Below are 23,942 nucleotides of genomic sequence, written 5' to 3'. Positions count from 1 at the left end.
GGCGCTCAGCGACGCTCGAACCGCGTCGGCATCTCCTCGGCACCGGCAACGGCCTCGACGGCGGCGGCCACGAGATTGCGGCGGCCGAGACGCTCACCGCTGCGATCGACCGTCACCTCGACCACCTGGACGTCCGGCCGCGGGTTCGAGACGAGATCGATGAGGTGCTCACGCGAGGTGGCCCGGGTGTACTCGACGCCGTGCGCCTGGCACACCATCTCGAGATCGGCGCCCGTCGGCGTACCGAAGACGCGCTCGAAGTGCTCGGCGAACTCCGGCCGCCCCTGTTCGAGGGTGCCGAAGATGCCCCCGCCGTTGTCGTTGATGACAACGATGGTGAGATCTGGGCGTGGCTCGCCGGGGCCGAGCAGCAACCCGTTGCTGTCGTGCAGGAACGTGAGGTCCCCCATGAGGGCGAAGCTCGGCCGCCCGTGCGCGAGTGCGATGCCCATGGCCGTCGAGACGAGCCCGTCGATTCCGGACAGGCCACGGTTGCCGACCGCGGACACCTTGCGAGCGATCTGCTGCGGGTTGCGCCCGAGGTCGAGGTCGCGCGCCGTGTTCGACGAACCCACGAGCAGCGCCGAGTCGGCCGGCAGGTGCTGCACGACGGTCGACGTCGCGGACATTCCGGATGGCCACGACTCAGCGACGAGCGGCCCGACGACCTGGGTGAGGCGGTGGCCCGCCATCCGCCACGCACTGGCCCAGCGACGGTCGGCGCACGCCGAGACCAGCTCGTGCGAACGGGCGATCGTGGCCCACTCGTGGACCCGCTGGACGACGTGTGAGGGGTCGGCCCACGCGTTCGATCCGGTGATGATCTCGACCGTCACCTCGGGGTTGCGCAGCAGCAGGGCGACGTCACGCGAGAGCGTCATGCGACCCGCGACGAGCACGCGTTCCGGCAGGTGCTCGTCCAGCCAGTCGTGGCAGGCGAGGATGAGCGAACCGTGCGGCATCGCGCGGCCACGGTGGTAGTCACCGAACGGCTCGGCGATGACGGGCCAACCGGCGGCGTCCGCGAGTTCGGCGATCTCCGCGCTCATGCGCGGGTCGGGCAGGTCGCCCATGAGGACGAGGGTGCGCGGCACCGGGGCGATGCCCGGCCCGTCCGCCACGGCGACGCGGGAGGCGGGGGCTCGCAACTGCAGCCACGGGCGTCCACGATCGCGGCCCTCGAGGGACTCTGGCCACGTCCCGTCGTCGGAGGTTTCGGGGGTGAGCGGCTCACGGAACGGCAGGTTGAGGTGGACCGGTCCGGCGTCGCCGGTGGGCACTCCCACGGCGTGCGCGACCGCACGACCGATGACCGAGCGCCACACGGTGTTCTGCCCCTCACGCTCGGCGGGCGTGGCGAACTCGTGGAACCAGCGCGTGGTCTGACCGAAGATCTTGACCTGATCCGTCGTCTGGTTGGCACCTGTGTCACGCAGCTCTGCGGGACGGTCGGCCGACATGACGATCATCGGCACCTGCGCGTGGTGCGCTTCGAGGACGGCCGGGTGGAGGTTCGCGACGGCCGTGCCGCTCGTCGTGATGACCGGCACCGGGTTACGTGAGATCTTCGCGAGTCCGAGGGCGAGGAAGCCGGCCGAACGCTCGTCGATGCGCACATGGAGGCGCAACTTCTTCGCGGCGTCGGCCCGCGCCACCGCGTAGGCGAGCGGCGCGGAACGTGAGCCGGGCGCGAGGACGACGTCGGTGATGCCCAGGCGCACGAGTTCGTCGACGAGGACGGTGGCCATAGCGGTCGAAGGATTCACCGGGCCAGTCTCGCGCACCCCGCCGCCGAAGGCCACACGTGACAGGGTGTGACGGACACTCGGGTGGGCCCGGTCCTGCCCGCTCCCGGGTGGGAGTGTGCGGTGGGCCCGACCCTGACAGGGCCGTTAGCCTGACCGACGTGAGCACCCTCAACGACCTCCCCGCCCCGAGCGGCGAGCAGTGGACCATCGCGGCGCACGGCTACGAGGCAACCGTAGTCGAGGTGGGTGGTGGTCTGCGCCGCCTGACCCACGACGAGCGTGACCTCGTCTTCGGTTATGCCGTCGAGGCAATGGCGGACGCCGCGCGGGGACACGTCCTCACGCCGTGGCCCAACCGAATCGACGGCGGACGGTACTCGTTCGACGGCGAGGATTACCTCCTGGCGCACACCGAACCGGGGCTGGCGAACGCCTCGCACGGTCTCGTGCAGTGGCTCGCCTGGGATCTCGTGGAGCGCTCGACCCACCGGCTGACCGTCGGCGTCACCCTCCATCCCCAGCCCGGCTGGGCGTGGACCCTGCGCGTCGAGATGACGTACTCGCTCGACCCCGACGGCCTGACGGTCACCCCGAACGTCACGAACCTGTCGTCCACCGCGTGCCCGTTCGGGTTCGGAGCGCACCCGTACCTCACCGCGGGTGAGTCCTCGCTCGACGACGCCGCCCTGACGCTCGACGTCGCCACGCAGCTCACCGTCGACGAGCGACTCATCCCGACCGGGCGCGAGACGAGCACCCACGATTTCTCCGGCGGGCTCCCGCTCGAGGGGGTCTCACTCGACACGTGCTTCACGGACATCGGCGTCACCGACGGCCGCTGGCGGGCGTCGGTCACGAGCGGCTCGCGCACGACGACACTGTGGGCCGACGCGAGTGCGTACCGCTACGTCCAGACCTTCACCGGCGATGGCCTGCCCGAACCGAAGAACCGCCGTTCCGGGCTCGCCGTTGAACCGATGACATGCCCCGCCAACGCCTTCAACACCGGGGAGGGCCTGCTCACCCTCGCGCCCGGCGAGACGTGGAGCGCCCCGTTCGGCATCACCGGCGCCTGAAACTCGATGTTGAGCGGTGAGCGCGGCACGGGTACCGCCCACACCGCTCAACATCGAACCCCGATGGGCGCCGCGGATGCCGATGCCGCCCGCGGCGACTACCGTGGTGAGAGTGCCTCGATCTGCCCGTAGCTTCGCCGACGACCTGAGGGGCCGCGCGGACGACGACCTCGCGGCGCTCCTTCTCGCCCGGCCCGATCTGGCGCGCCCGGCACCCGCCGACATCACGTCGCTCGCCGCGCGGGCCTCCACGCGCGCCAGCGTCCAGCGCGCTCTCGAACACCTCGACGCGCGCCTCCTCCACCTCGTGGAAGCGCTGCTCGTCGTCGGCGCCGAGGGCGCTCCTTCGGCGCTCGGTGCGTCACGTTCCGCCGTCGACGACGGTATCCGCGAGCTGTGGCACCAGGCTCTCGTCTGGCGCTCTCCCGGCGGGTGGCGCACCGCCCGAGCTGTCGGCGAAACCCTCACGCACCCAGCAGGATTGGGACGAAGCGCGAGCGATCTTGACGTACGACTGGACGACCTTGCCGTCGGCTCCGAGGGCGACTTCGACGCCGTGACACGGGCCTACAACGCGCTCTCACCGCGTGCTCAGGCCGTCATCGACCAACTCCGGTGGACATCCGCACGCGGCTCGTTCACCACGCAGACCCTGCGCGATGTGCGCCGCGAACTCGTCGGTGCCGGCCTCATGGTGGCCGTCGACGGCGAGCGCGGCAGCGACGCCGTCATCCCGCGTGAGGTCGGGCTCGCGCTGCGTGGCGGGCGTCTGTACCGCGAGGCGTGGGCTCCCCCGACCGCCGAGATGACCCACGTCGAGCAGGCGAGTGCCGACGACGCGGCGGCCGGCGCCGTGCTCGATCTGTTGTGGCGTCTCGACGAGGTCGTCGCCGCCTGGGACGCCCAACCGCCCCGCGTGCTGCGCACCGGAGGCGTCGCCGTACGCGATCACCGACGCACGGCCGTAGCGATCGACAGTTCGAGCGATCTGACGGCGTTCGTCCTCGAACTCTCCTACGCCGCCGGCCTTCTCGCTCCCGACGGGGAGGTCGATCCGCTGTGGCGGCCCACCGAGTTCTACGACGAGTGGGCCACGTGGACTCCTGCCCGTCGCTGGGCCCATCTGGCGTTCGCGTGGCGCGACACCACGCGCGCCGCGAGCCTCGCCGGTCAGACGATCGACGGCACTCTCGTCAGCGTCCTCGGCAAGGACGCCTCGTGGCCGCTCATGCGGGCTCGCCGCGCCGACGTCCTCGCCACGCTCGCCGCGCTCGAGGCAGGCAGCGCCCCGACCACCGAACAGGTCGACGCCCTGCTGCGCTGGAAACGACCCCTGCGCCTTCCCGAGGAAGCCCCCACCCGCGCCGACGACGTGTTGCGCGAGGCCGGCTGGCTCGGCGTGACGGGCCGCTCTGCCCTCACCTCCGCCGGTCGAGCGCTCCTCGCGGTGCCGAGCGACGACTCCGTCCCGACGAGCGAGGCGAACCTCGAGTCCGTCGCCGCCCTCATGGCCGCCTCCATGCCCCAGCCTGTCTCGCAGGTCATGCTCCAGGGCGACCTCACCGCTATTGCGCCAGGGCCTCTCACGGAAGAGGTCGCGACGTTCATGCGCCGCAGCGCCGACGTCGAATCACGTGGCGGCGCAACGGTCTTCCGGTTCACCGAGAGCAGCATCCGACGGTTGCTCGACCACGGCGTCTCCTCGGGCGAAGCGCTCGAGGCCCTCCGGCGTCACTCGATGACACCGGTCCCCCAGGCGCTCGAGTACCTTCTCGGCGACGTCGCGCGTCGATACGGCCATCTGCGCGTCGGCTCCGTCGGTTCGTACGTGCGCAGCGACGACGAGGGATCGCTCGACGCCCTCGTCGCGGACTCCTCGCTCGCCTCGCTCCAGCTACGCCGCATCGCTCCGACCGTGTGCGTCTCGCCCCTGCCCGCCTCGACGCTGCTCGACGTTCTGCGTGAGCACCGTCACGCGCCGGTTGCCGAGACCTCGGACGGTGGCGTCGTCGTGCGCACCGAAGCGGTGAAGCGCTCCCCCACGCCCGGGCGCCGCAGCACGCCGGTTCGTGTTGTCCGCCTCGACGGTGACGAAGCGACGGCCATGACGCAGCGCATGCGGGAGGCGGAGAAGAGCGCCGTGCGCCCCTCGCAGCACGACGAGCGCACGCGCATCCCCTCGTCCGACCCGACGGTCACACTCACCTCCTTGCAGGACGCTGCCGCCGATCGGGCTCCCGTCTGGATCGGTTATGTCGATGCCTCGGGCGACATCAAGCGCGCCCTCTTCCGGCCGACGAGCGTCTCGGGTGGGCGCGTCGTCGGGCAGATCGGCGACAACACGACGACCACCCGCTCGTTCTCCATCCACCGCATCACCGGGGTGGCACCGGCGTGAGCGAGCCGATCGAGACGTGCCTCGTCGTCGTCACCCGGACCCTCGAGGGCCGCACGCACCTCCTGCTCGGGGAGAAGCTGCGCGGGTTCGGCCAGGGCCGCATGGTCGTGCCGGGCGGCAAGGTCGATCCGGGTGAAGCACCTCGCCGAGCGGCCGCGCGGGAGCTGTTCGAGGAGACGTCGCTTCGTGTGAACGACGCCGATCTGGACGCGCGGGGCGTCGTCACCTTCGCCTTCCCGGACGGCGGCGGGGTCGACATGCGCGTGCACGTCTTCGTCACCGACGCGGCCGCGGGCGAACCGAAGGACTCGGACGAACTGCTCGTCACGTGGGTGCCCGTCGACGCTCTGCCCACGAGCCGTATGTGGCCGGACAACGTCCACTGGCTCCCTGCGGCGCTTGCTGGTGGCTTCGACGAGGCCACCTTCACCTACGCCGCGGACGGCGCGACCCTCGCCAGTCACACCGGAATCTGAACGCGGGTCTTTCGTCCCAGATACCTGGGGCCGAGGACGATGATCGCAACACCGGCGAGGAGCAGCGCTCCTCCGGCGAACGCCGAGACAGCCGGCACCTCCCCGAGGAACAGCCACCCGGCGAGGAAGCCGACGACCGGCACGAGCAGAGTGAACGGTGCGACGTTCGAAGCCGGGTAGTGGCCCATGAGGCCGTTCCAGATCGTGTAACCCACCAGGCTTGCGAGGACGACGGTGTAGGCGGTCGAGGCGACCGCTGCGCCTCCGAAGTGATGAAGCCCCTCGACCATCCGGTTCGGGCCCTCGATGAGGAAGGACAGCGCGAACAACGGCAGCGGCACGAAGAGGCTGCCCCACACCGTCAGTCCCAGGCCGGACGCGCCGGCGCAGCGGCGGGCCGCGACGTTCCCCGCGCCCCAGCTCAGCGCACCGGCGAGACAGAGCATCACCCCGACGAGTGGCGTCGCGCCCGAGCGTCCGGACGCCACGAGAACGAGACCGGCCAGGGCCACACCCACGCCCACGAGCTGGATCGCCTTCGGTCGCTCCTTGAGCAGAGCGGCCGCGATGACGACGGTGAAGAGCGCCTGGGCCTGGAGGATGAGCGACGCCATCCCGGAGGCGAGACCGGCGGCCATGGCCGAGTAGAGAAAACCGAACTGCCCCGCCGACATGAGCAGGCCCACCGGTGCGAGGTCGCGCCAGGCCACCTTCGGACGCGGTACGACGGCGACGAACGGCACGATGCAACTGAAGCGAATGGCCGCGAACAGCAGCGGCGGCACGCCCTCGAGGCCTTCGTGGATGACGACGAAGTTGACGCCCCAGATGAGCACGACGAGAAGTGCGAGGGCGATGTGGCGGGGCGTCATGGGGCTATTCGACCGCGCGGGGACCCTGCCGGACGAATGCGCGTCCACGGGCGCGGACGGCTGCGCCCCGAGGGTGGCATGCGCGGGGCCCGCCCCGGCGTGCGGAGCGGGCCTCGTCGCCGGCTCCTGGCGAACGATCAGACGATGTCGATCAGAAGATGCGAACGCGCTCGTCCTCGTCGATCCACATGCCGTCGCCGGGCTTCACGTCGAACGCCTCGACGAACTCGGTGAGGTTGCGAGCGGCGTTGGCGCGCACATCCATCGGCGAGTGCGGGTCGATGGCGAGCAGGCGCTTGGCCTCGGCCTCACGGGCGACGCCGCTCCACACCTGTGCCCAGCCGAGGAAGAAGCGCTGCGCGCCGGTGAAGCCCTCCAGCACGGGCGCAGGGGCTTCTTCGCAGGCGATGGTGTACGCCTTGTAGCCGATCGTCAGGCCGCCGAGGTCGCCGATGTTCTCGCCGACGGTGAGACCACCGTTGATCTTGACGCCCGGCGCGTCACGCGTCTCGTACTGGGAGAACTGCTCGATGAGCTTCTTCGCCAGTGCGTCGAACCGCTCGCGGTCGCCCTCGGTCCACCAGTCGACGAGTTCGCCGTCGCCGTTGAAGCGCGAACCCTGATCGTCGAAACCGTGGCCGAGCTCGTGCCCGATGACGGCGCCGATGCCGCCGTAGTTGACGGCGTCGTCGGCGTCCACGTCGAAGAACGGCGGCTGCAGGATGGCGGCCGGGAAGACGACCTCGTTCATCATCGGGTGGTAGTACGCGTTGACCGTCTGCGGGCTCATGAGCCACTCGGTACGGTCGATAGGGCCGCCGATCTTGGCGAGCTGGTAGTCGGTCTCGAACGACGCCGAACGCTTGACGTTGCCGACGAGATCATCGGCGAGGATCTGCAGTTCGGAGAAGTCACGCCACTTGTCGGGGTAGCCGATCTTGGGCGTGAACCGGTCGAGCTTCTCGAGGGCCTTGGCCTGCGTCTCCTCGCTCATCCACGCGCTCTCGCGGAAGCTGCGGCGGAAGGCTTCGACGAGGTTGTCGACGAGTTCGACCATGCGCTCCTTGGCCTTGGGCGGGAAGTGGCGCTCGACGTAGAGCTTGCCCGCCTCCTCGCCGAGCACGCCCTCGACGAGGCCGACGCCGCGCTTCCAGCGCTCACGCAGCTGCGGCGTTCCCGACAGGGCGCGACCCGCGAAGTCGAAGCGCTCCTCGACGATGTCGTCGGTGAGGTAGCTGGCGAACGACGTCACGAGGTGCCACGTCATCCACGCCTTCCAGTCCTCGACGTCACGCTCGTCGAACAACTCGCCCAGGGCCTCGAAGTAGCTCGGCTGGCCGACGACGACGTTCGCGAACGCGCCGTCCGGCACGACCTGGCCCTCGAGCCACGCGTCGATGTCGAACGCGCCGAAGAGCTCACGCAGTTCCTCGAGCGAGTATCGGTTGTAGCTCTTGACGGCGTCGCGGGTGGAGACGTTGTCCCAGTGGTGCTTCGCGAGGGCCTTCTCGAGCTCGTAGACGCGCGGGGCGACCTCGTCGGCGTTCTCGACGCCCACGAGCGTCAGGAGACGTTCCATGTGAGCGGTGTACTTGTCGCGAATCTCGGCGTACTGCTCCTCGCGGTAGTAGGCCTCGTCGGGAAGGCCCAGGCCGCTCTGGCCGAGGTAGACGATGTACTCGTCGCTGTTCTTCGCATCGGCGCTGACGTAGAAGCCGAACAGGCCGCCCATGCCGTACCGCTCAAGGTGGCCGAGCAGCATGAGCAGGTCACGCTTGTCGGTGAGGCCGGCGATGACGGCGAGGTCCTCGAGGATCGGCGACGTTCCGAGGGTGGCGATGCGCTCGGTGTCCATGAACGAGCGGTAGAGGTCGCCGACCTTCTGCGTGGCGGGCCCCGCGTCCGTTCCGTCGTTCTCGGCGGCCTCGGCCTTGCCCGCAGCTTCCTCGATGATGTCGCGCATGGCCTTCTCACTCGCCTCGCGCAGCATGTCGAAGGCGCCGTAGCGCGATTTGTCCTCGGGAATCGGGTGGTTGGCCACCCACGTGTTGTTGACGTGCGCGAACAGGTCGTCCTGCGGGCGCACGTCCGGGTCGAAGCTGGTCACGTCCAGGCCGGAGTTGATCTTGCTCGTCATGCCCCTACCTTCTCACCCCGCGCTGACAGCACCCGCCGCCGCGAGTCCGAGGACCCACGGCGGCGTTCGGCAGGAAGGGCGTTCGGGCCTCAGCGCGCCGGTTCGACGACCTCGGCGACGTCGTCGTCGAGGTCGACGATGCCCGGCAGCGCGTTGGGGTCGTCCCGCACCTCCTTGGGGTTGGTCTCGGGTAGGAAGAACGCCCCGACGGCGGTGAGTACGCCGAGGAGCACCATGTAGGCCGCGATGCCGTTCGTGCTGCCCGTCTTCTCGATGACGGTCGCCATGATCATCGGCGTCGGACCGGCGAGCGCGATCGCGGACAGCTGGTAGGCCAGCGACATGCCCGAGTAGCGCATCTTGGGGTGGAAGATCTCACCGAGGTACGCCGCCAGCGGTCCGTAGATCGAGGACTGGAAGAAGCTCGTGATGAACGAACCGACGGCGAACAACGCGAGGCTCTTCGTGTTCATGAGCGCGAAATACGGGAAGATCGACAGCGCCAGACCGATGCCGGACCACAGCACGACGGGCTTGCGGCCGACCCTGTCCGACAGAGCACCCGCGAACAGGATGACCGGGATGTTGAACAACGAGATGACGAGCATGATCGCCAGCAGCGAGTCACGCGACATGCCCAGGTCGCTGGAGGCATAGCTCAACGAACCGACGATGCCGACGTAGAACATCGCGTTCGTGCCGCCCATCATGAGGCAGCCGAGCAGGATGCGCTTCCAGCCCTTCTTGACCACCTCGAACACCGGTGCCTGCTTGCCGACCTGAGCAGCGCGCTTGGCTGCGCGCTCCTGGAGCACCTTGAACTCGGCCGAGTCCTCGACCCGCTTGTGGATGAACAGGCCCAGCGGGAACAGCACGGCGCTGAGGAGGAACGGGATGCGCCAGCCCCAGTCGAGGAAGGCCTTGGCCGAGACGAAGTGCGAGACCGTGAGGAAGGCGAGGTTGCCCAGGATGACGCCGATCGGCACACCCATCTGCCCGAAGGTTCCCGCGTAGCCGCGCTTCTTCGGGCCTTCGGATTCGGTGAGCAGCAGGATGATGCCGCCCCACTGACCACCCGCCGCGAGGCCCTGCACGAAGCGCAGGAGCACGAGGAGGATCGGCGCCGCGACACCGATCGTCGCGGCGGTCGGCAGGAGGCCGATGCCGAACGTCGCGATTCCCATGGCGAAGATGCAGAAGACGACGACGGGCTTGCGCCCGATCTTGTCGCCGTAGTGCCCAGCGAGGATGCCTCCGAGCGGGCGGGCGAGGAAGGCCGCCCAGAAGGTGCCGAAGGAGAGCAGCGTACCCGTCAGGGCCGAGCTGTCCGGGAAGAAGATGTGCGGGAAGACGAGTGCGGCGGCGGTACCGAAGATGAAGAAGTCGTACCACTCGATCGAACTGCTCAGCAGACTCGAGATGAGCAGTTGGCGACGCCGTTTCGCAGGGATGGCTTGGACGGCGTCGCTCACGGCTGCCGAGGTGTCGGCCATGGGAACTCCTTCAATGACGTTGAGGCGCGGGGCGATTCGAGCGCGAGCGGAGTCGCCCGGGCGTTCAACCAATGTGTCCTGTGCCACATTGCAGGGTCAATAGTCGTTGCCGATTTGTTACTAACTGACCAACTGTCAATAGCGGGTGCGCGGCGGCGGCTCGGGCCGGGCGCGCTCGCCCACCCAAGGCCGGAATGGCCCCGCGCCCCTCGTCGTTAGGCTGAGAGAACCCAGACATCCGGCGAAAGGGCCATCACGTGCCGAACGGCGCACTCATCGTCCAGAGTGACCGCACGATCCTGCTCGAAGTCGACCACGAGAATGCCGAGGCGGCCCGCCGGGCCATTGCGCCGTTCGCCGAGTTGGAGCGCGCGCCGGAGCACGTGCACACCTACCGCGTCACGCCGCTCGGCCTCTGGAACGCTCGCGCTGCCGGCCTCGACGCCGAAACCGTCGTCGACGCGCTCATCACACACAGCCGTTTCCCCGTGCCGCAGTCCCTCCTGCTCGACGTGGCCGAGACGATGGATCGCTACGGGCGCCTCGTGCTCGAGAAGGACGGCGAACAGCTCGTCCTGCACTCCACGGACAAGCCCGTGCTCGAAGAGGTGCTGCGCCACAAGAAGATCAAGCCCCTCGTCGGCGAACGCCTCGACGAGCTGACGGTCGTCGTCCACCCGAGCGAGCGAGGCGCGATCAAGCAGGAGCTCATCAAGGTCGGCTGGCCCGCGGAGGACCGCGCGGGCTTCGTCGACGGCGAGGCTCACCCGATCGAGCTCGACACCTCCGGCTGGCAGCTGCGCCCCTACCAGGCGCAGGCCGTGGACGGCTTCTGGGACGGCGGCAGCGGCGTAGTCGTCCTGCCGTGCGGTGCCGGCAAGACGCTCGTCGGAGCGGGTGCCATGGCGAAGGCCAAGGCGACGACGCTCATCCTCGTGACGAACACCGTCAGTGCCCGCCAGTGGCGCGACGAACTCCTCAAGCGCACCTCGCTCACCGAGGACGAGATCGGCGAGTACTCCGGTGCGCGCAAGGAGATCCGCCCGGTGACGATCGCGACGTACCAGGTGCTCACGCTCAAGCGGAAGGGCGTCTACCCGCACCTCGAACTGCTCGACGCGCGCGACTGGGGCCTCGTCGTCTACGACGAGGTCCATCTGCTGCCCGCGCCGATCTTCCGCATGACGGCCGACCTCCAGGCCCGCCGCCGCCTCGGCCTCACGGCCACGCTCGTGCGCGAGGACAACCGTGAGGACGACGTGTTCTCCCTCATCGGCCCCAAGCGTTACGACGCGCCGTGGAAGGACATCGAGAGCCAGGGCTACATCGCGCCGGCCGACTGCGTGGAGGTGCGCGTGGGCCTGTCCGACGCAGACCGCATGGCTTACGCGACGACGGAGCCCGACGAGCGTTACCGCTTCGCGTCCTGCGCGACGGTGAAGGACCCGGTGGTCGAGCGCATCGTCAAGCAGCACGAGGGCGCACCGACGCTCGTCATCGGGCAGTACCTCGACCAGCTCGAGACGATGGCGAACCGTCTGGACGCCGACCTCATCACCGGCGAGACGTCCGTCGCGGTGCGCCAGAAGTTGTTCCAGCAGTTCCGCGACGGCGAGATCACGAAGCTCGTCGTGTCCAAGGTGGCGAACTTCTCGATCGATCTGCCGGAAGCGAGCGTCGCCGTGCAGATCTCCGGAACGTTCGGTTCACGTCAGGAGGAGGCCCAGCGCCTCGGGCGCGTGCTGCGACCGAAGGCGGACGGGCGCACGGCGCACTTCTATTCGATCGTCACGCGCGACACCGTGGATGCCGACTTCGCCGCCCACCGTCAGCGCTTCCTCGCCGAGCAGGGCTACGCCTACCGCATCGTCGACGAGAGCGACATCTGAGGTCAGCGGCGCCAACGCGTTCGCCGCGCCTGCACGGGGTTGATGACCGTCAGGACGCTGACGCCGAAAGTGCAGGTTGTGCGCGATATTTCATGCACAACCTGCACTTTTCCGCATCACCTGACGGTGACGACGGGTTGTCCACAGGGTCTCTGCGGCGCCCACGTTCGTGCAGCCACAGTGGTGGCATGGACCTTCCGCCGGGCGCTCCCCTGACGACCGCCGCCCTCACTGCGCTGGGGTATGACGCCCACGCGCGCCGACGCCTCTGTTCCAGTGGGCAGCTGCGACGCATCACCCACGGCGTCTATCTCGTCGCCGAAGCTGCGCCTGCGACGTTCGCCGAACAGCGGAGGCAGTACCTCCAGCGGGCGGGCGCCCTCATGGCGGCACTCCCCGACACGTATCTCGTCGGCCCGAGCGCCTGTCTGGCACAAAATCTCCCGCTGCTGAACCCACCGTCAGCCATTCATCTGTCCCGGGAGCGACAGCTCCACTCGAACCGAGCGGGCGTCGTTTCGCGTCGTCCGTGGCCGCATTCCGTCGAGCCGGTCGACGGCCTCATGACGCAGCAGGCGACGGCGGCCGTCATCGAGGTCGCCGCACTCGAGGGGACGTTGGCCGGTCTCGTTCCCGCCGACGTCGCCGCACGCCGCGGCCTCCTGCTCGACACCGATGCGCTCCTCGACGCCTGGGGCCGACGCAGGGGCAGCGCCCACGCCCGAGCGGCATTGGCCCTCGCGGACGGTCGACGCGAGTCGGTGCTCGAGACACGGGTCGCGTGGGCGGCTGCGCTCGAAGGCATCGCCCTCGACCCGCAACTGCGAGTCCTCGACGAACGCGGAGGGTTCGTCGCCCGAGCGGACTTCGTCGTGCGCGGGCATCGCGTCATCGTCGAGGTCGACGGGTTGGGCAAGTACCGTCACGACGGCGACCTACGGGCGGAGAAGCTTCGTCAGAGCGACCTGGAACGTCTCGGGTGGGTCGTCGTGAGGATCATGGCGAGAGACATCGACGCCGGCCGGGTGGGCGCGCTCCTGCGCGACGCCATCCGTCACGCCGACGCGCTCTTCGGCCCGTCAGCTGCCTGACGCCAAAAGTGCAGGTTGTGCACGATATTTCATGCACAACCTGCACTTTTCCGCATCAACTGACGCAGGGGTCAGGCCGCTTCGGCGTTCCCTCGCCCACGACGCACGTACGCCCAACCCATGAAGCCGAGCACGATGCCGGCGACGCAGGTCCACGGCCACCAGTGCCGGTCGCCCTCGTGAAGGGCCGGCACGAGCAGCGTCACGACGAGCGCGAGCGCCCACACGGCGATGCCACCGAGGATGACCCGGGCGGTGTCGAGGTGAAGCGGTTGCGGCTTCGGAATGACGGTGTCGCCGCCGGTGAAGAAACGCTCGTAGGGCGACTCCTCAGGCGGGGGCGCACCCTCCTGGGGCAGACGGACGCCGGCCTCGTACGACATGGAGACCTCGGCGCGCTCGCGCATCTCCCGCGCGCGCTCCACCGAACGGGGCGTCGCGCCGTCCGGGCGCGGTTCGCGCGCACGACGGGAGGGGTCTGGTGTCACGGCGTCCAGCCTAGTTCACGGCCTGGAGCGCCCACCCCTCGGCGCCGAACACGGGCACGCTCCCGCACGAAATACCATCAGTGCCATGTCGAGCACACCCATGACTGCCCAGCCCGGGGGCGCACCGTCCGGCGCACTGGACCGCTACTTCAAGATCACCGAGCGCAGTTCCACCGTCGGTCGCGAGATCCGCGGCGGTCTGGTCACGTTCTTCACGATGGCTTACATCATCGTGCTCAACCCGCTCATCATCGGCACCCAGGCCGACTCGACGGGTCACTACATCGGAGGCGGCACCGAGCCGAACCTCGCCGCCGTCGCCGCCGTGACGGCCCTCGTCGCCGGTCTCATGAGCATCCTCATGGGCAGCGTCGCCAAGTTCCCCATCGCCATCGCCACCGGCCTCGGCCTCAACGCGTTCCTCGCGTTCTCCGTCGCCAAGATCCCCGGCATGACGTGGAACGACGCGATGGGCCTCGTCGTCATCGAGGGATTCATCATCTTCCTGCTCGTGGTGAGCGGGTTCCGCAAGGCGCTGTTCGCCGCCATCCCCCGTTCGCTCAAGACCGCCATCTCGGTGGGTATCGGCCTGTTCATCTGCCTCGTCGCGCTTCACGACGCGGGCTTCAACTCCGCCGGTGGCGGCTTCCTCCAGCTCGGCCCGACGGGCAACCTGCAGGGCTGGCCGGTGCTCGTCTTCATCATCGGCGTGCTCCTCATCGCGGCGCTCATGGCGCGTCGTGTGCACGGTGCCATGCTCATCGGCATCATCGCCATGACGGCGCTGGCGCTCGTCATCGAGGGCGTCGCGGATCTGGGCGCGAAGGGTGAGAAGAACCCGACGGGCTGGTCGCTCACCATTCCGTCGATGCCGAAGGATCTGCTCACAGCCCCCGACTTCTCGATCATCGGCGACTTCTCCCTGACGGGTGCGTTCGCGAAGGTCGGCGCCATCTCCGCCATCCTCATCATCTTCACGCTCGTGCTCGGCGCGTTCTTCGACCTCATGGGAGCGATGTACGCGGTCGGCGCGGAAGGTGACCTGCTCGACGAGAACGGCGTTCCGGAGCACTCCGAGCGCATCATGGTGGTCGACTCGATCGCCGCGATGGCCGGTGGTGCGGGTTCGATCAGTTCGAACACGGCGTTCATCGAGTCGGCCTCGGGTGTGGGCGAGGGTGCCCGTACGGGTCTCGCATCCATCGTGACGGGCACGGTGTTCCTGCTCGCGACGTTCCTGTCGCCGGTCGTCGGGATGGTGCCGTCGGAGGCTGCGGCCCCGGCGCTCGTCATCGTCGGTTACCTCATGATGACGCAGGCCACCGACATCGACTGGAAGAACATGGAGATTGGCCTGCCGGCCTTCCTCACGATGGCGCTCATGCCGTTCACGTACTCCATCGCGGTGGGTATCGGAGCAGGCTTCATCAGCTACGTGCTCATCAAGCTCGTCAAGGGCAAGCCGAAGGACGTGCACCCGCTCATGTACGTCGTGGCCGCGATGTTCGTCGTCTACTTCGCCATCGACCCGATCAAGCAGTTGCTCGGCGTGAGCTGAGCCTCCGACCAGCAATCGGACCCGCGACCTCGAGCTAGGAGGTCGCGGGTTCGATACGTCCGGGACGCGCACCCACCTGTTCTCTGCCGAGGTTACTGACCGCCACCCCCAGGACGGTGGCCTGCAAGCGCTCGACGGCCGCGAGCCGCACTCCTCGTGCCGTGGCATCGTCGTCGAGCGCCGTGACGACATCGACCGGTCGCGCGCTTCGTGCCACTTCGGCGCGCACGGCAGCGGCCACCTGCTTCGCCCACGGTCCGGTCACGACGACCTTCGACGGATCAGCCCACCCGACGAGCGAGGCCACCACGGCCGACACAGCCACTGCGAGTGCCTGACGCACCGAGTCATCCGATGCCGTCACCTCGAGCAGACGCTCCACATCGACAGCGCTCGAACCAGGCTGACGCAGCCCGAGCCGCGCGAACACCTCGGTGAAGGGGATCGCCGTGCCGTCCGGCCCCGGGACGACGATGTGCCCGATCTCCCCGGCGAGACCGCGACCGCCTCGCAACACACGGCCGTCCTCGACGATCGCGGCGCCCAGCCCCTCACCGAGATGGATGAGTCCAACACACCCTTCCTCGACGAGCGTGTTCGCGGCCCAGTTGACGTCGTTGTCGACGATGACGTCGTCACACAGGTCAGCCAGCGCCGCGCGAGCGTCGAGTTCGCCGACAAGGAACGGCTCGTCGGGTAGCTGCACCGCCCGCCCCGTGTGCCGGTCGACAGGATCAGCCACCGAGACGGCAGCGCACCGCACGGGTACGAGGCCGTCTCGCGAAACTCGGGCCAAGACCGCCTTGGCCACTCGAGTCAGTCGCTGCTCGTGTGGGCCGTCGACGGAGCGTGCACGGGCAATTTCGTCACCGTGGATGTCGACTACGACACCGCTGACCCCGACCGGCGCCACGACGAGCGCCAGCGCCACCCCCACCTGCGGCGCGAGACGCACGATCGCCGTCGACCGTCCGCGCCCGGACGTGCGTTCCCCCGTTTCCTCGACCAGGCCCGCAGCGACGAGACGTGACACCGACGTCGCGGCGGTGGGACGTGAGAGGCCCGCGGATTCGGCCAGCGACGCACGCGTCGCCTCCCGCTCGTGCGCCAACACCGTGAGCACTCGACGATCGGTCGACGCTCGGACGAGATGGGAGCCGGTGTCAGTCACCCCTGAATCGTAAACCCTCTTTACAAAAGCGAGGGGGCGCCTTAGATTGACGACACCTAGTTTGTAAACCTCCTTTACGAAAGGATCGCCGTGACGATGTCGCCTGCCCCCGAGGCCAGGGAGCTTCCCCACTGGCAGTCCACGCCCGACGACCTGCGTGGGGCGATCAAAGAGATCAAGGCCGCACTGCGCGCCCGCGTCGAGGCGTCGGGACGCACGGTCGAAGAGGTCTTCGAGGTCGTCGAGAAGCGCGTCGCGGACCAGGTCGAAGAACTCAAGGAGATGAAGGCACGCGGTGAGAACCCCTGGCCGGTCGTGCGGTACGAAGACCTCCTCGACGATTCGAAGCGCGACACCCTGCGCGAGCAGATCCGCCGCCGCGGGTGCGCCGTGATCAAGGGGCACTTCCCCCGCGAACAGGCCCTGGAGTGGGATGCCCAGATCGTCGACTACGTCGAGAAGAACGCCTTCTTCGAGAACTACCGCGGCCCCGGCGACGACTTCTTCGGCACCGTCGGTTCGAAGCCTGAGATCTACCCGATCTACTGGAGCAAGCCGCAGATGCAAGCCCGCCAGAGCGAACGGATGGCAACCGTCCAAGCCTTCCTCAACAGCGTCTGGACCAGCGAGTCCGACGGGCAGCAGTGGTTCGACCCGAACCGCGATTCGCTCTACCCGGACCGCATCCGCCGTCGCCCTCCGGGCGCGGACTCCGCCGGCCTCGGAGCACACCTCGACCCGGGAACGCTCGACCTGTGGATGACCGAGGAGTACCAGAGGCACTTCGCGCCACTCTTCGACGGTCGTCCCGAGGAATACGACCCCTGGGATGCCGCTCACCGCACGTCGGGGCCGCAGTACCCCGGTTCGACGATGTGCTCGGCCTTCCGCACTTTCCAGGGCTGGACCGCGTTGTCGGACATGAAGAACGACCAGGGCGTCCTGCAGAGCGTGCCCATCCCCGAGGCGATGGCCTACCTCATGCTTCGACCGCTCGTCGAGGACGTACCTGACGACGACATGTGCGGGGTCACCGTCGGCCAGGTCTTCCCGTGCAACTGGAAGTGGCACCCTCACCTCATGGAGGCTCTGTCGGTCATCCCCGACGTCGAAGCCGGCGACTCGGTCTGGTGGCACTGCGACATGGTGCACGCCGTCGAGGACGTGACCAACCAGGAGGGCTGGGGCAACGTCATGTACATCCCCGCCGCCCCCTGGTGCCCGCGCAACGAGGCGTACAGCGCCAGTGTTCGCGAGGCCTTCGCAACGGGCGCCAGCCCGAGCGATTTCCCCGACGAGAACTACGAGGTCGACTGGGAGGGACGCTTCACCGAAGCAGACCTCAACGAGATCGGACGCCGCGGCCTCGGTCTCGCATGACGGCGCACTCCTGCGCGTGAAGGCCGTGGCTCATCGCACGTGAGCCACGGCCTTCACGCGCCGCGCGCGCACGGATGAGCGCGCCTTCCCTTTTGCCCGCCCAGCGGCAATGCTGGGGCCATGCCAGCACCAGCAACCACCGTCGTCCTGTTCGGCGCCACCGGCGACCTCGCTCGACGCAAGCTCCTTCCCGGGCTGCTCCACCTGTTCGCCAGCGACCTGTGTGACGACCTGCGCGTCGTCGGGACGTCGCTCGAGGATTTCGACACGGAGTCGTTCCGCGAGTTCGCGCGTACCGCCATCGCCGAGTTCTCCTCCCACCCGGTCACCGACCAGCAGTGGGACGACTTCGACGACCGCCTCACCTTCGTCCGCTCCGACGCAGGCCCGGACGCCCTGCGCAAGGCCGTCGAAGAGGCCGAGTCGCACTTCCCGCAGGGCAGCCAGCGCCTGCACTACCTCAGCGTCCCGCCGAAGGCCGCCCTCTCCGTCCTCGCCGAGCTGCACCAGGCGGGGCTCGTCGAACGCAGCCGCGTCATCATGGAGAAGCCCTTCGGCACCGACCTCGCGAGCGCGAAGAAGCTCAACGCCGCGGTCCACGAGTACTTCGACGAGAGCCAGATCTTCCGCATCGACCACTTCCTCGGCAAGGAGGCGGCGCTCAACATTCTGGCGTTCCGCTTCGCGAACGGCCTGTTCGAGCCGATCTGGCACCGCAACAACATCGACCACGTGCAGATCGACGTGCCCGAGACGCTCGGTCTCGAGACGCGCGCCGAGTTCTACGAGTCCACGGGCGCCTACCGCGACATGGTCGTCACGCACCTGTTCCAGGTGCTCGCGTTCACCGCGATGGAACCGCCGACGTCACTCGAGCCTGATGCCATCACCGAGGAGAAGAACAAGGTCTTCCGCTCGATGATGCCGCTCAACCCCGAGGACGTCGTGCGCGGGCAGTACCTCGGCTACCGCGACATGAAGGGCGTCGGCCCCGAGAGCGAGACCGAGACGTTCATCGCGCTCAAGTGCTACATCGACAACTGGCGTTGGGCCGGCGTGCCGTTCTACCTGCGCACCGGCAAGAAGATGGCCGAGGGCGCACGCATCATCTCGATCGCCTTCAAGGAGCCCCCGAAGTCGATGTTCCCGAGCGGATCGGGCGTCGGTCAGCACGGCCCCGACCACCTGACGTTCGACCTCGCCGACAAGGCCCGCATGTCGCTCAGCTTCTACGGCAAGCGCCCCGGGCCGGGCTTCCGCCTCGACAAGCTGTCGATGCAGTTCGCCATGGGCGACACCGACTGGGCCGGAGGCGCACTCGAGGCCTACGAGCGTCTGATCTACGACGCCATCCGCGGCGACCACACCCTGTTCACGACGGCCGACGGCATCGAGCGCCTGTGGGAGGTCAGCCAACCGCTGCTCGACAACCCGCCGCCGGTGCGCCCGTACGACCCGGGCACCTACGGCCCCAACCAGATCCACCAGCTCATCGCACCGCGGGGCTGGCGCCTGCCGTTCGAGCGCAAGTGGCGCGAACCCACCGTCTGACGCACCGTGCGAGCATGACGAAGGCCGCTCACCTCACGAGGTGAGCGGCCTTCGTCATGGGCCGGGTTCTCGGACACTAGAAGGGAAGAAACCTTCCCGTCGTGTGCGTAGGCGACGGCCTTGGGCACCACAAGGGAAGAAATCCTCCCTCGATGCCACGAGGCGGGCTCAGGCCTGCGGCGACTCGCTCTCGTTCGCCTTGTCGCTCGTCGCAGCCGAGGTGTCGGTCTCGGCGTTCTCGACCTCGAGGTCGGCGTCGAACTCGTCGAGCACCGGAGCGTCCTGGTGGTCGTGGGCCTCGGGGGCTTGCATCTCCACCTCGGAGTGCGCACCGCAGCCGAAGTCGAGCGCAACGACCTTGCCGTCGGCGGGCGACCAGTCGTTGGCGCAGACGCCGAACTGCTGACGCAGCACGCCCGCCATCGGCACGAAGTAGCCGCACGAACCGCACTGCGCGGGGGCCTTGCGGGCCACCTCGGCGCTCGGGCCGTGGTCGCCGTCGTACCAGCGCTGCGCCGCTTCGTCACGACCCTCGGCCGAGAGCACGCGCTTGCGGCCGAGGCCGAGCTCGAAGAACGCGACCTGGTCGACGTCCTCGTCGCCGGTGGCCTCGAAGCCTGCCTCGAGGCGCGGGTCGTCCTCCTTGTAGGGAAGGACGTCACCAGCGCTGAGGTCGCCCGGCGCAAGGCGGTCGGCCCACGGCACCCACTCGGGCGCGAGCACCGACGTCGCGGACGGCATGAGGTTGGTCTCGCAGACCGTGGCCACCTTGGCGCGCGGCGCACGGGCCACCGTGACGGCCCAGCGCCAGTCGGGGTAGCCCTTGGCGTTGCTCGCGAAGTAGTGCGTTCCGAGACGCTCCGCGTCCATGACGAAGTCGACGTGCTCGCCGACGGCGCCCGGATCGGCGATGGCGGTGACGGCCTCGAGCGCGAGCTTCTGCGCCGCCTCGCTCGCGAGAACGGCGTCGTGCTTGACGGCCTTGGCGCGGCGAGCGCGCGTCGCACGAGGTGCCTCGGACGTCGGTGCGGTTACCTCGGCGTCGGCGGCGAAGTCCTCGACGCGCTCCGGTTCGGCCACTGCGGGTTCAGTCATGGGTCTCAGACCTCGAGGTCGTCGGCGACGGCGCGCAGCACCGCCGCGATCTTGTTCGAATGGGACCGGTCGGGGTAGCGCCCCTTCTGCAGACCGGAGGACAGGTCGTCGAGCAGACGGATCACGTCTTCGACGATAACGCTCATCTGCTCGGCGGGCTTGCGCTTGCGCTCGGCGATGGAGGGCATCTTGTCGAGCACCTCGACGTGCATGGCCTGAGCGCCCTTGCGGCCCTGGGCGACGCTGTACTCGACGCGCGTGCCGCCACGCAGCTGGGTGACGCCCGCTGGGAGCGCGCTCGCGGGCAGGAAGACGTCGTCGCCGTCGTCGCCGGAGACGAAGCCGAAACCCTTTTCGGCGTTGAAGAACCTGACCTTGCCGACCGGCACGTCACACCTCGTTCGAATTGCCGGGTGCCGGACGACGAGCCGTCCCGCACCCCCGCGTGCACATAACTTGCGAAGTTTACCGGCGCGCGCCGGGCTCCAGCGAATCGTCCGCCGGCGGCGTGGGTTCCGCGCTGCGCGCTCCGCCGCGAAGGTCTCGCAGCACCTCGTCGCGCTCCGAGCGCGACACGTTCGTCGTCACGACCGGACGCTCCTGGCGCGCCTTCCACCACAGGAAGACACCGATGAGGAGGGAGCCGAACCCGCCGAGCAGAACGATGAGCGAGAGGATCGCCCAGATGACGACGCCGGTGATGACGAGGGCGCCCCGGTGGCCGTCGTTCGCGAGGTTGGTGATGAGCGCGATGCCGCCACCGATGAAGAGCGGCGCGACGATCCACAGCATCACGGCGCCGCGGATCATGTTCTTGCGCGCGTGGCGCCTCACCTCGTCCATGCGTTCACGGTACCGACGCGGGGCGCGGTAATCGAAACGCCCGCCGCACCCCACGATGCCCCGCGGCGCATTTTCTGCCGTGACGACCGGTGTCGGTGGTCGCCGCTAGGCTCCGGGCATGAGCTCGCCGCCTCGCATCAGTGCCTTTCAGGCTCGTCGCATCGCCCTCGCGGCGCAGGGCTTCGCGCGCCCGCGTCCTGACGAGGTCACCACCCGCCACCTGAGCGCGACCGCGGCGCGACTTCAGGTCGTGCAGATCGACAGCGTCAACGTGCTCACGCGCAGCCACTACCTGCCGTTCTTCAGCCGTCTCGGTCCCTACGACCCGGCCGCCCTCGACGCTCTGCGCGATCGCGCGCCGCGCCGTCTCGTCGAGTACTGGGCGCACGAGGCCAGCCTCGTCTCCCCGCAGGTGTGGCCGCTGCTGCGTCACCGCATGGCGCGCGCTCACTCCGACGCGTGGGGCGGCATGCGTCGCGTCGCGGCGGACCACCCGGAGCTCGTGGAGCGCGTCTACGAGTACGTAACGACGCACGCTCCCGCCACGGCGAAGACGATCGAGGCGGAACTCGCGCACGACGAGGAACTCTCGCGCGAGCACTGGGGCTGGAACTGGTCCCTCATCAAGGCTGCGCTGGAGCACCTGTTCTGGGCCGGGCGCATCACGTCGGCAGGGCGCACCCGTCAGTTCGAGCGCCGGTACGCGAGCCTCGAGCGCGTCCTACCCCATGAGATCGCCGCGAGCGCCGTCGCGGAGGATTTCTTCTCCCCCGAACCGCTTCTCGCCCCGCCGGCCGGTGACGATGTCGACTTCTTCGACGACGTCGTCGACCTCGTGCGCCGCAGCGCGATCGCGCACGGCGTGGGCACGGTGTTGTGCCTGCGCGACTACTTCCGACTCAAGACGGCACAGGTCGTGCCGGCCATCGACCATCTCGTGCGCGCCGGCGAACTCGAGCCCGTCGACGTCGAGTGCTTCGACAAGCCGGCGTGGCGCCACGTCGATGCGAAAACTCCGCGGCGCGTCGAGGCAGCGGCGCTCCTGTCGCCGTTCGACTCGCTGGTGTGGCAGCGCGAACGTACCGAGGCGCTGTGGAACTTCCGCTACCGGCTCGAGATCTACACACCCGCCGAGAAGCGTCAGTACGGCTACTACGTGCTGCCGTTCCTCTTCGGCGAGCACCTCGTGGCCCGTGTCGACCTCAAGGCGGACCGGGCCAACGGCGTCCTCCGGGCCCACGCGGTGCACTGGGAGCCGGGTGCGCTCACGCGCCACCCGGAAGCGGCCGGCGCCCTGGAGCGAGAACTCGCGACGATGGCCACCTGGCTCGACCTCCCGCGCGGATGGGCCGGACAGCTCGGGTCCTGAAGGCGCTGCGCCAACCCGCCTTTACCGTGCAGTGGCAGCGTCAGATGACGCTCTTGTCCGCCTTCCCGGGCCAGTGCTCGATGCGGAAGCTGTCGGCGTCGACGAGCACCTCGGCGGGCACGGCGTTCGGAATGTACTGACGCCGCGCGAGGTCGTTGCGCACGTTCGCCGACAGACGCGGTAGCGCGAGCGACATCACGCCGCCGTGGCTGATGACGAGCACGCTCTCGCCGCGGTACTGATCGGCGAGGTCCCGCAAGGCTTCTCGGTACCGGTTCACCACGTCGAGGCCCGATTCCCCTCCGGGAAAGGCGGCGTCGAGGTCACCGTCCATCCAGGCGGCGAGCACGCGCTGCATGCCGGCGTCACCGAACCGCTGACCGACGAGCTCCCCGACGCGGTACTCCTCGAAGCCGGGCAGGCTCGTCCAGTCGACGCCCAGCATCTCGGCGGCGACGCGGGCCGTCTCCTGCGCCCGGGCGACGTTGGAGCACACCACCGTCGCGATGTTCTCGGTCCGCAGGCTCTCCCCCAGCTCCCGCGCCTGCGAAAGGCCCAGCGGCGTGAGCCACCCGCCGGCCTCCGTGATGACACCGCGCGGAGTCTCGTAGGCAGCGTCACCGTGACGCGCGACGAAGAAGCGGGCCGGGCAGAACAGGTCGGACATGCGCTTCACGCTACCCGCGATGCCATGCGATGTTTCCCCCCGCGCTCACCCCTGTGGATGCCATGATCAAAACACTCACGACACCAGGAGGGGGGAGATCTCGATGAAGAACACACGCTCCGCTCTGGCAGCCACGGCCCTGATCGGCATGCTCGCTGTCTCCGGCTGTTCGTCGGACGACAAGGAGAAGGCGAAGGACGCCGCGACGACAGCCAGCAAGGCCGCCTCCAGCGCGAGTTCCGCGGCCACGAGTGCCGGCGGCGACACGAGTGCCAACGCCGACGACCAGCTGGCCTCGGCGTCCAAGAGTCTCGAGTCGATGCAGTCGCAGGCCGGTGGCGACTGCAAGATCTCGGTCGACGGCAAGGAAGCCACGACCTCCGTCATCGGCATGAGCTGCGACGACGCGAAGGGCGTGTGGAACGCGTTCGGTGGCAAGAGCGACCAGGCCGCCAACGAATCGGTCGAGTACAAGGGTGAGAAGTACCAGTGCTCCACCGGCGAGTTCAACGGCAAGCGCGCCTCGTCGTGCACGAGTTCCTCGGGCAAGGCTTTCGCCGTCGCCAACTGACGAACGACGCCGCCCGACATGACGAAGGGCGGGTGAGGAGCCCCCTGGCCACCTCACCCGCCCTTCGCG

At 68.8% G+C, this 23,942-nt stretch carries 20 protein-coding genes; 10 read left to right on the top strand and 10 right to left on the bottom strand.

Going from position 1 to position 23,942, the window contains the following annotated elements:
• Window positions 1-5 precede the first annotated feature (5 nt).
• Window positions 6-1,766 (bottom strand): 2-succinyl-5-enolpyruvyl-6-hydroxy-3-cyclohexene-1-carboxylic-acid synthase, encoded by a 1,761-nt coding sequence (gene menD / locus EVU97_RS05645; RefSeq protein WP_240730141.1) that lies wholly within the window; start codon window positions 1,764-1,766, stop codon window positions 6-8.
• Window positions 1,767-1,906: 140 nt separating this feature from the next.
• On the opposite strand from menD, the gene EVU97_RS05640 reads away from it, so the two are divergent.
• From EVU97_RS05640 to EVU97_RS05630, 3 genes are all read left to right on the top strand, one after another.
• Entirely contained in the window at window positions 1,907-2,824 is a 918-nt protein-coding gene (locus tag EVU97_RS05640) for an aldose 1-epimerase family protein (RefSeq protein WP_129664215.1), read from the top strand.
• Window positions 2,825-2,936: 112 nt separating this feature from the next.
• Window positions 2,937-5,222: a helicase-associated domain-containing protein gene (locus EVU97_RS05635; RefSeq protein ID WP_240730140.1), complete on the top strand. Its 2,286-nt coding sequence runs from the start codon at window positions 2,937-2,939 to the stop codon at window positions 5,220-5,222.
• Window positions 5,219-5,698 carry an 8-oxo-dGTP diphosphatase gene (locus EVU97_RS05630; RefSeq protein ID WP_129664211.1) on the top strand — a complete coding sequence of 160 codons (480 nt, stop codon included), beginning with the start codon at window positions 5,219-5,221 and terminating at the stop codon, window positions 5,696-5,698. The genes EVU97_RS05635 and EVU97_RS05630 overlap by 4 nt, the downstream gene beginning before the upstream one ends.
• On the opposite strand, the gene EVU97_RS05625 is transcribed toward EVU97_RS05630, so the two are convergent.
• From EVU97_RS05625 to EVU97_RS05615, 3 genes are all read right to left on the bottom strand, one after another.
• Window positions 5,683-6,570 (bottom strand): EamA family transporter, encoded by an 888-nt coding sequence (locus EVU97_RS05625; protein ID WP_129664209.1) that lies wholly within the window; start codon window positions 6,568-6,570, stop codon window positions 5,683-5,685. The two genes, EVU97_RS05630 and EVU97_RS05625, sit on opposite strands and share 16 nt — an antisense overlap.
• 151 nt (window positions 6,571-6,721) lie before the next feature.
• The gene (locus EVU97_RS05620; protein WP_129664207.1) at window positions 6,722-8,707 is read right to left on the bottom strand and encodes a M13 family metallopeptidase; all 1,986 of its coding nucleotides are present in this window, start codon (window positions 8,705-8,707) and stop codon (window positions 6,722-6,724) included.
• Between the two features lie 89 nt (window positions 8,708-8,796).
• Window positions 8,797-10,200, bottom strand: coding sequence for an MFS transporter (locus EVU97_RS05615; RefSeq protein ID WP_129664205.1), 1,404 nt, complete (start codon window positions 10,198-10,200; stop codon window positions 8,797-8,799).
• Window positions 10,201-10,457: 257 nt separating this feature from the next.
• Between EVU97_RS05615 and EVU97_RS05610 the strand changes: the two genes are divergently transcribed.
• Complete coding sequence (locus EVU97_RS05610) at window positions 10,458-12,089, top strand: DNA repair helicase XPB (protein ID WP_129664203.1); 1,632 nt, start codon at window positions 10,458-10,460, stop codon at window positions 12,087-12,089.
• A 188-nt stretch (window positions 12,090-12,277) separates the two neighbouring features.
• Window positions 12,278-13,180, top strand: a complete 903-nt coding sequence (locus EVU97_RS05605) for a DUF559 domain-containing protein (protein ID WP_165357892.1) — start codon at window positions 12,278-12,280, stop codon at window positions 13,178-13,180.
• Window positions 13,181-13,251: 71 nt separating this feature from the next.
• Here the strand turns inward: EVU97_RS05605 and EVU97_RS05600 are convergent, their stop codons facing one another.
• Window positions 13,252-13,668, bottom strand: a complete 417-nt coding sequence (locus tag EVU97_RS05600) for a DUF2530 domain-containing protein (RefSeq protein ID WP_231579496.1) — start codon at window positions 13,666-13,668, stop codon at window positions 13,252-13,254.
• Between the two features lie 85 nt (window positions 13,669-13,753).
• Here EVU97_RS05600 and EVU97_RS05595 point away from each other — a divergent pair, with 85 nt between their 5' ends.
• Window positions 13,754-15,226, top strand: a complete 1,473-nt coding sequence (locus tag EVU97_RS05595) for an NCS2 family permease (protein ID WP_129664199.1) — start codon at window positions 13,754-13,756, stop codon at window positions 15,224-15,226.
• Window positions 15,227-15,260: 34 nt separating this feature from the next.
• On the opposite strand, the gene EVU97_RS05590 is transcribed toward EVU97_RS05595, so the two are convergent.
• Window positions 15,261-16,397 carry an ROK family transcriptional regulator gene (locus EVU97_RS05590; protein WP_129664197.1) on the bottom strand — a complete coding sequence of 379 codons (1,137 nt, stop codon included), beginning with the start codon at window positions 16,395-16,397 and terminating at the stop codon, window positions 15,261-15,263.
• A gap of 96 nt (window positions 16,398-16,493) precedes the next feature.
• Here EVU97_RS05590 and EVU97_RS05585 point away from each other — a divergent pair, with 96 nt between their 5' ends.
• Window positions 16,494-17,777: a DUF1479 domain-containing protein gene (locus tag EVU97_RS05585; protein ID WP_047311076.1), complete on the top strand. Its 1,284-nt coding sequence runs from the start codon at window positions 16,494-16,496 to the stop codon at window positions 17,775-17,777.
• A gap of 120 nt (window positions 17,778-17,897) precedes the next feature.
• Window positions 17,898-19,328, top strand: coding sequence for a glucose-6-phosphate dehydrogenase (gene zwf, locus EVU97_RS05580; RefSeq protein ID WP_118912293.1), 1,431 nt, complete (start codon window positions 17,898-17,900; stop codon window positions 19,326-19,328).
• Window positions 19,329-19,496: 168 nt separating this feature from the next.
• Here zwf and EVU97_RS05575 read toward each other — a convergent pair whose 3' ends face one another.
• From EVU97_RS05575 to EVU97_RS05565, 3 genes are all read right to left on the bottom strand, one after another.
• Window positions 19,497-20,423 (bottom strand): DUF3027 domain-containing protein, encoded by a 927-nt coding sequence (locus EVU97_RS05575; protein ID WP_118912294.1) that lies wholly within the window; start codon window positions 20,421-20,423, stop codon window positions 19,497-19,499.
• A 5-nt stretch (window positions 20,424-20,428) separates the two neighbouring features.
• A complete protein-coding gene (locus tag EVU97_RS05570) occupies window positions 20,429-20,812 on the bottom strand; it encodes a cold-shock protein (RefSeq protein ID WP_118912295.1) in 384 nt (127 codons plus the stop codon).
• 76 nt (window positions 20,813-20,888) lie between these two features.
• On the bottom strand, window positions 20,889-21,266 hold the full coding sequence (locus EVU97_RS05565; RefSeq protein WP_129664195.1) for a hypothetical protein: 378 nt from the start codon (window positions 21,264-21,266) through the stop codon (window positions 20,889-20,891).
• Window positions 21,267-21,384: 118 nt separating this feature from the next.
• On the opposite strand from EVU97_RS05565, the gene EVU97_RS05560 reads away from it, so the two are divergent.
• Window positions 21,385-22,635, top strand: a complete 1,251-nt coding sequence (locus tag EVU97_RS05560; protein ID WP_129664193.1) for a winged helix-turn-helix domain-containing protein — start codon at window positions 21,385-21,387, stop codon at window positions 22,633-22,635.
• A gap of 40 nt (window positions 22,636-22,675) precedes the next feature.
• Here EVU97_RS05560 and EVU97_RS05555 read toward each other — a convergent pair whose 3' ends face one another.
• The gene (locus EVU97_RS05555; RefSeq protein ID WP_129664191.1) at window positions 22,676-23,302 is read right to left on the bottom strand and encodes a histidine phosphatase family protein; all 627 of its coding nucleotides are present in this window, start codon (window positions 23,300-23,302) and stop codon (window positions 22,676-22,678) included.
• 103 nt (window positions 23,303-23,405) lie between these two features.
• On the opposite strand from EVU97_RS05555, the gene EVU97_RS14945 reads away from it, so the two are divergent.
• On the top strand, window positions 23,406-23,873 hold the full coding sequence (locus tag EVU97_RS14945) for a hypothetical protein (RefSeq protein WP_165357891.1): 468 nt from the start codon (window positions 23,406-23,408) through the stop codon (window positions 23,871-23,873).
• Window positions 23,874-23,942 lie beyond the last annotated feature (69 nt).

This window comes from Dermacoccus sp. 147Ba (assembly GCF_004151355.1).
Lineage (GTDB): Bacteria > Actinomycetota > Actinomycetes > Actinomycetales > Dermatophilaceae > Dermacoccus > Dermacoccus abyssi.
The sequence above is the reverse complement of the archived record's forward strand: the minus strand, read 5'-3'. Positions and strand labels throughout refer to the sequence as shown.

Bases quoted from the DNA above. Each gene is read 5' to 3' on its own strand.
- EVU97_RS05595 (WP_129664199.1), top strand. From the start codon at position 13,754: ATGTCGAGCACACCCATGACTGCCCAGCCCGGGGGCGCACCGTCCGGC.
- EVU97_RS05555 (WP_129664191.1), bottom strand. From the start codon at position 23,302: ATGTCCGACCTGTTCTGCCCGGCCCGCTTCTTCGTCGCGCGTCACGGT.
- EVU97_RS05605 (WP_165357892.1), top strand. From the start codon at position 12,278: ATGGACCTTCCGCCGGGCGCTCCCCTGACGACCGCCGCCCTCACTGCG.
- EVU97_RS05585 (WP_047311076.1), top strand. From the start codon at position 16,494: ATGTCGCCTGCCCCCGAGGCCAGGGAGCTTCCCCACTGGCAGTCCACG.
- EVU97_RS05625 (WP_129664209.1), bottom strand. From the start codon at position 6,570: ATGACGCCCCGCCACATCGCCCTCGCACTTCTCGTCGTGCTCATCTGG.
- EVU97_RS05565 (WP_129664195.1), bottom strand. From the start codon at position 21,266: ATGGACGAGGTGAGGCGCCACGCGCGCAAGAACATGATCCGCGGCGCC.
- EVU97_RS14945 (WP_165357891.1), top strand. From the start codon at position 23,406: ATGAAGAACACACGCTCCGCTCTGGCAGCCACGGCCCTGATCGGCATG.
- EVU97_RS05560 (WP_129664193.1), top strand. From the start codon at position 21,385: ATGAGCTCGCCGCCTCGCATCAGTGCCTTTCAGGCTCGTCGCATCGCC.
- EVU97_RS05615 (WP_129664205.1), bottom strand. From the start codon at position 10,200: ATGGCCGACACCTCGGCAGCCGTGAGCGACGCCGTCCAAGCCATCCCT.
- EVU97_RS05575 (WP_118912294.1), bottom strand. From the start codon at position 20,423: ATGACTGAACCCGCAGTGGCCGAACCGGAGCGCGTCGAGGACTTCGCC.
- EVU97_RS05620 (WP_129664207.1), bottom strand. From the start codon at position 8,707: ATGACGAGCAAGATCAACTCCGGCCTGGACGTGACCAGCTTCGACCCG.
- zwf (WP_118912293.1), top strand. From the start codon at position 17,898: ATGCCAGCACCAGCAACCACCGTCGTCCTGTTCGGCGCCACCGGCGAC.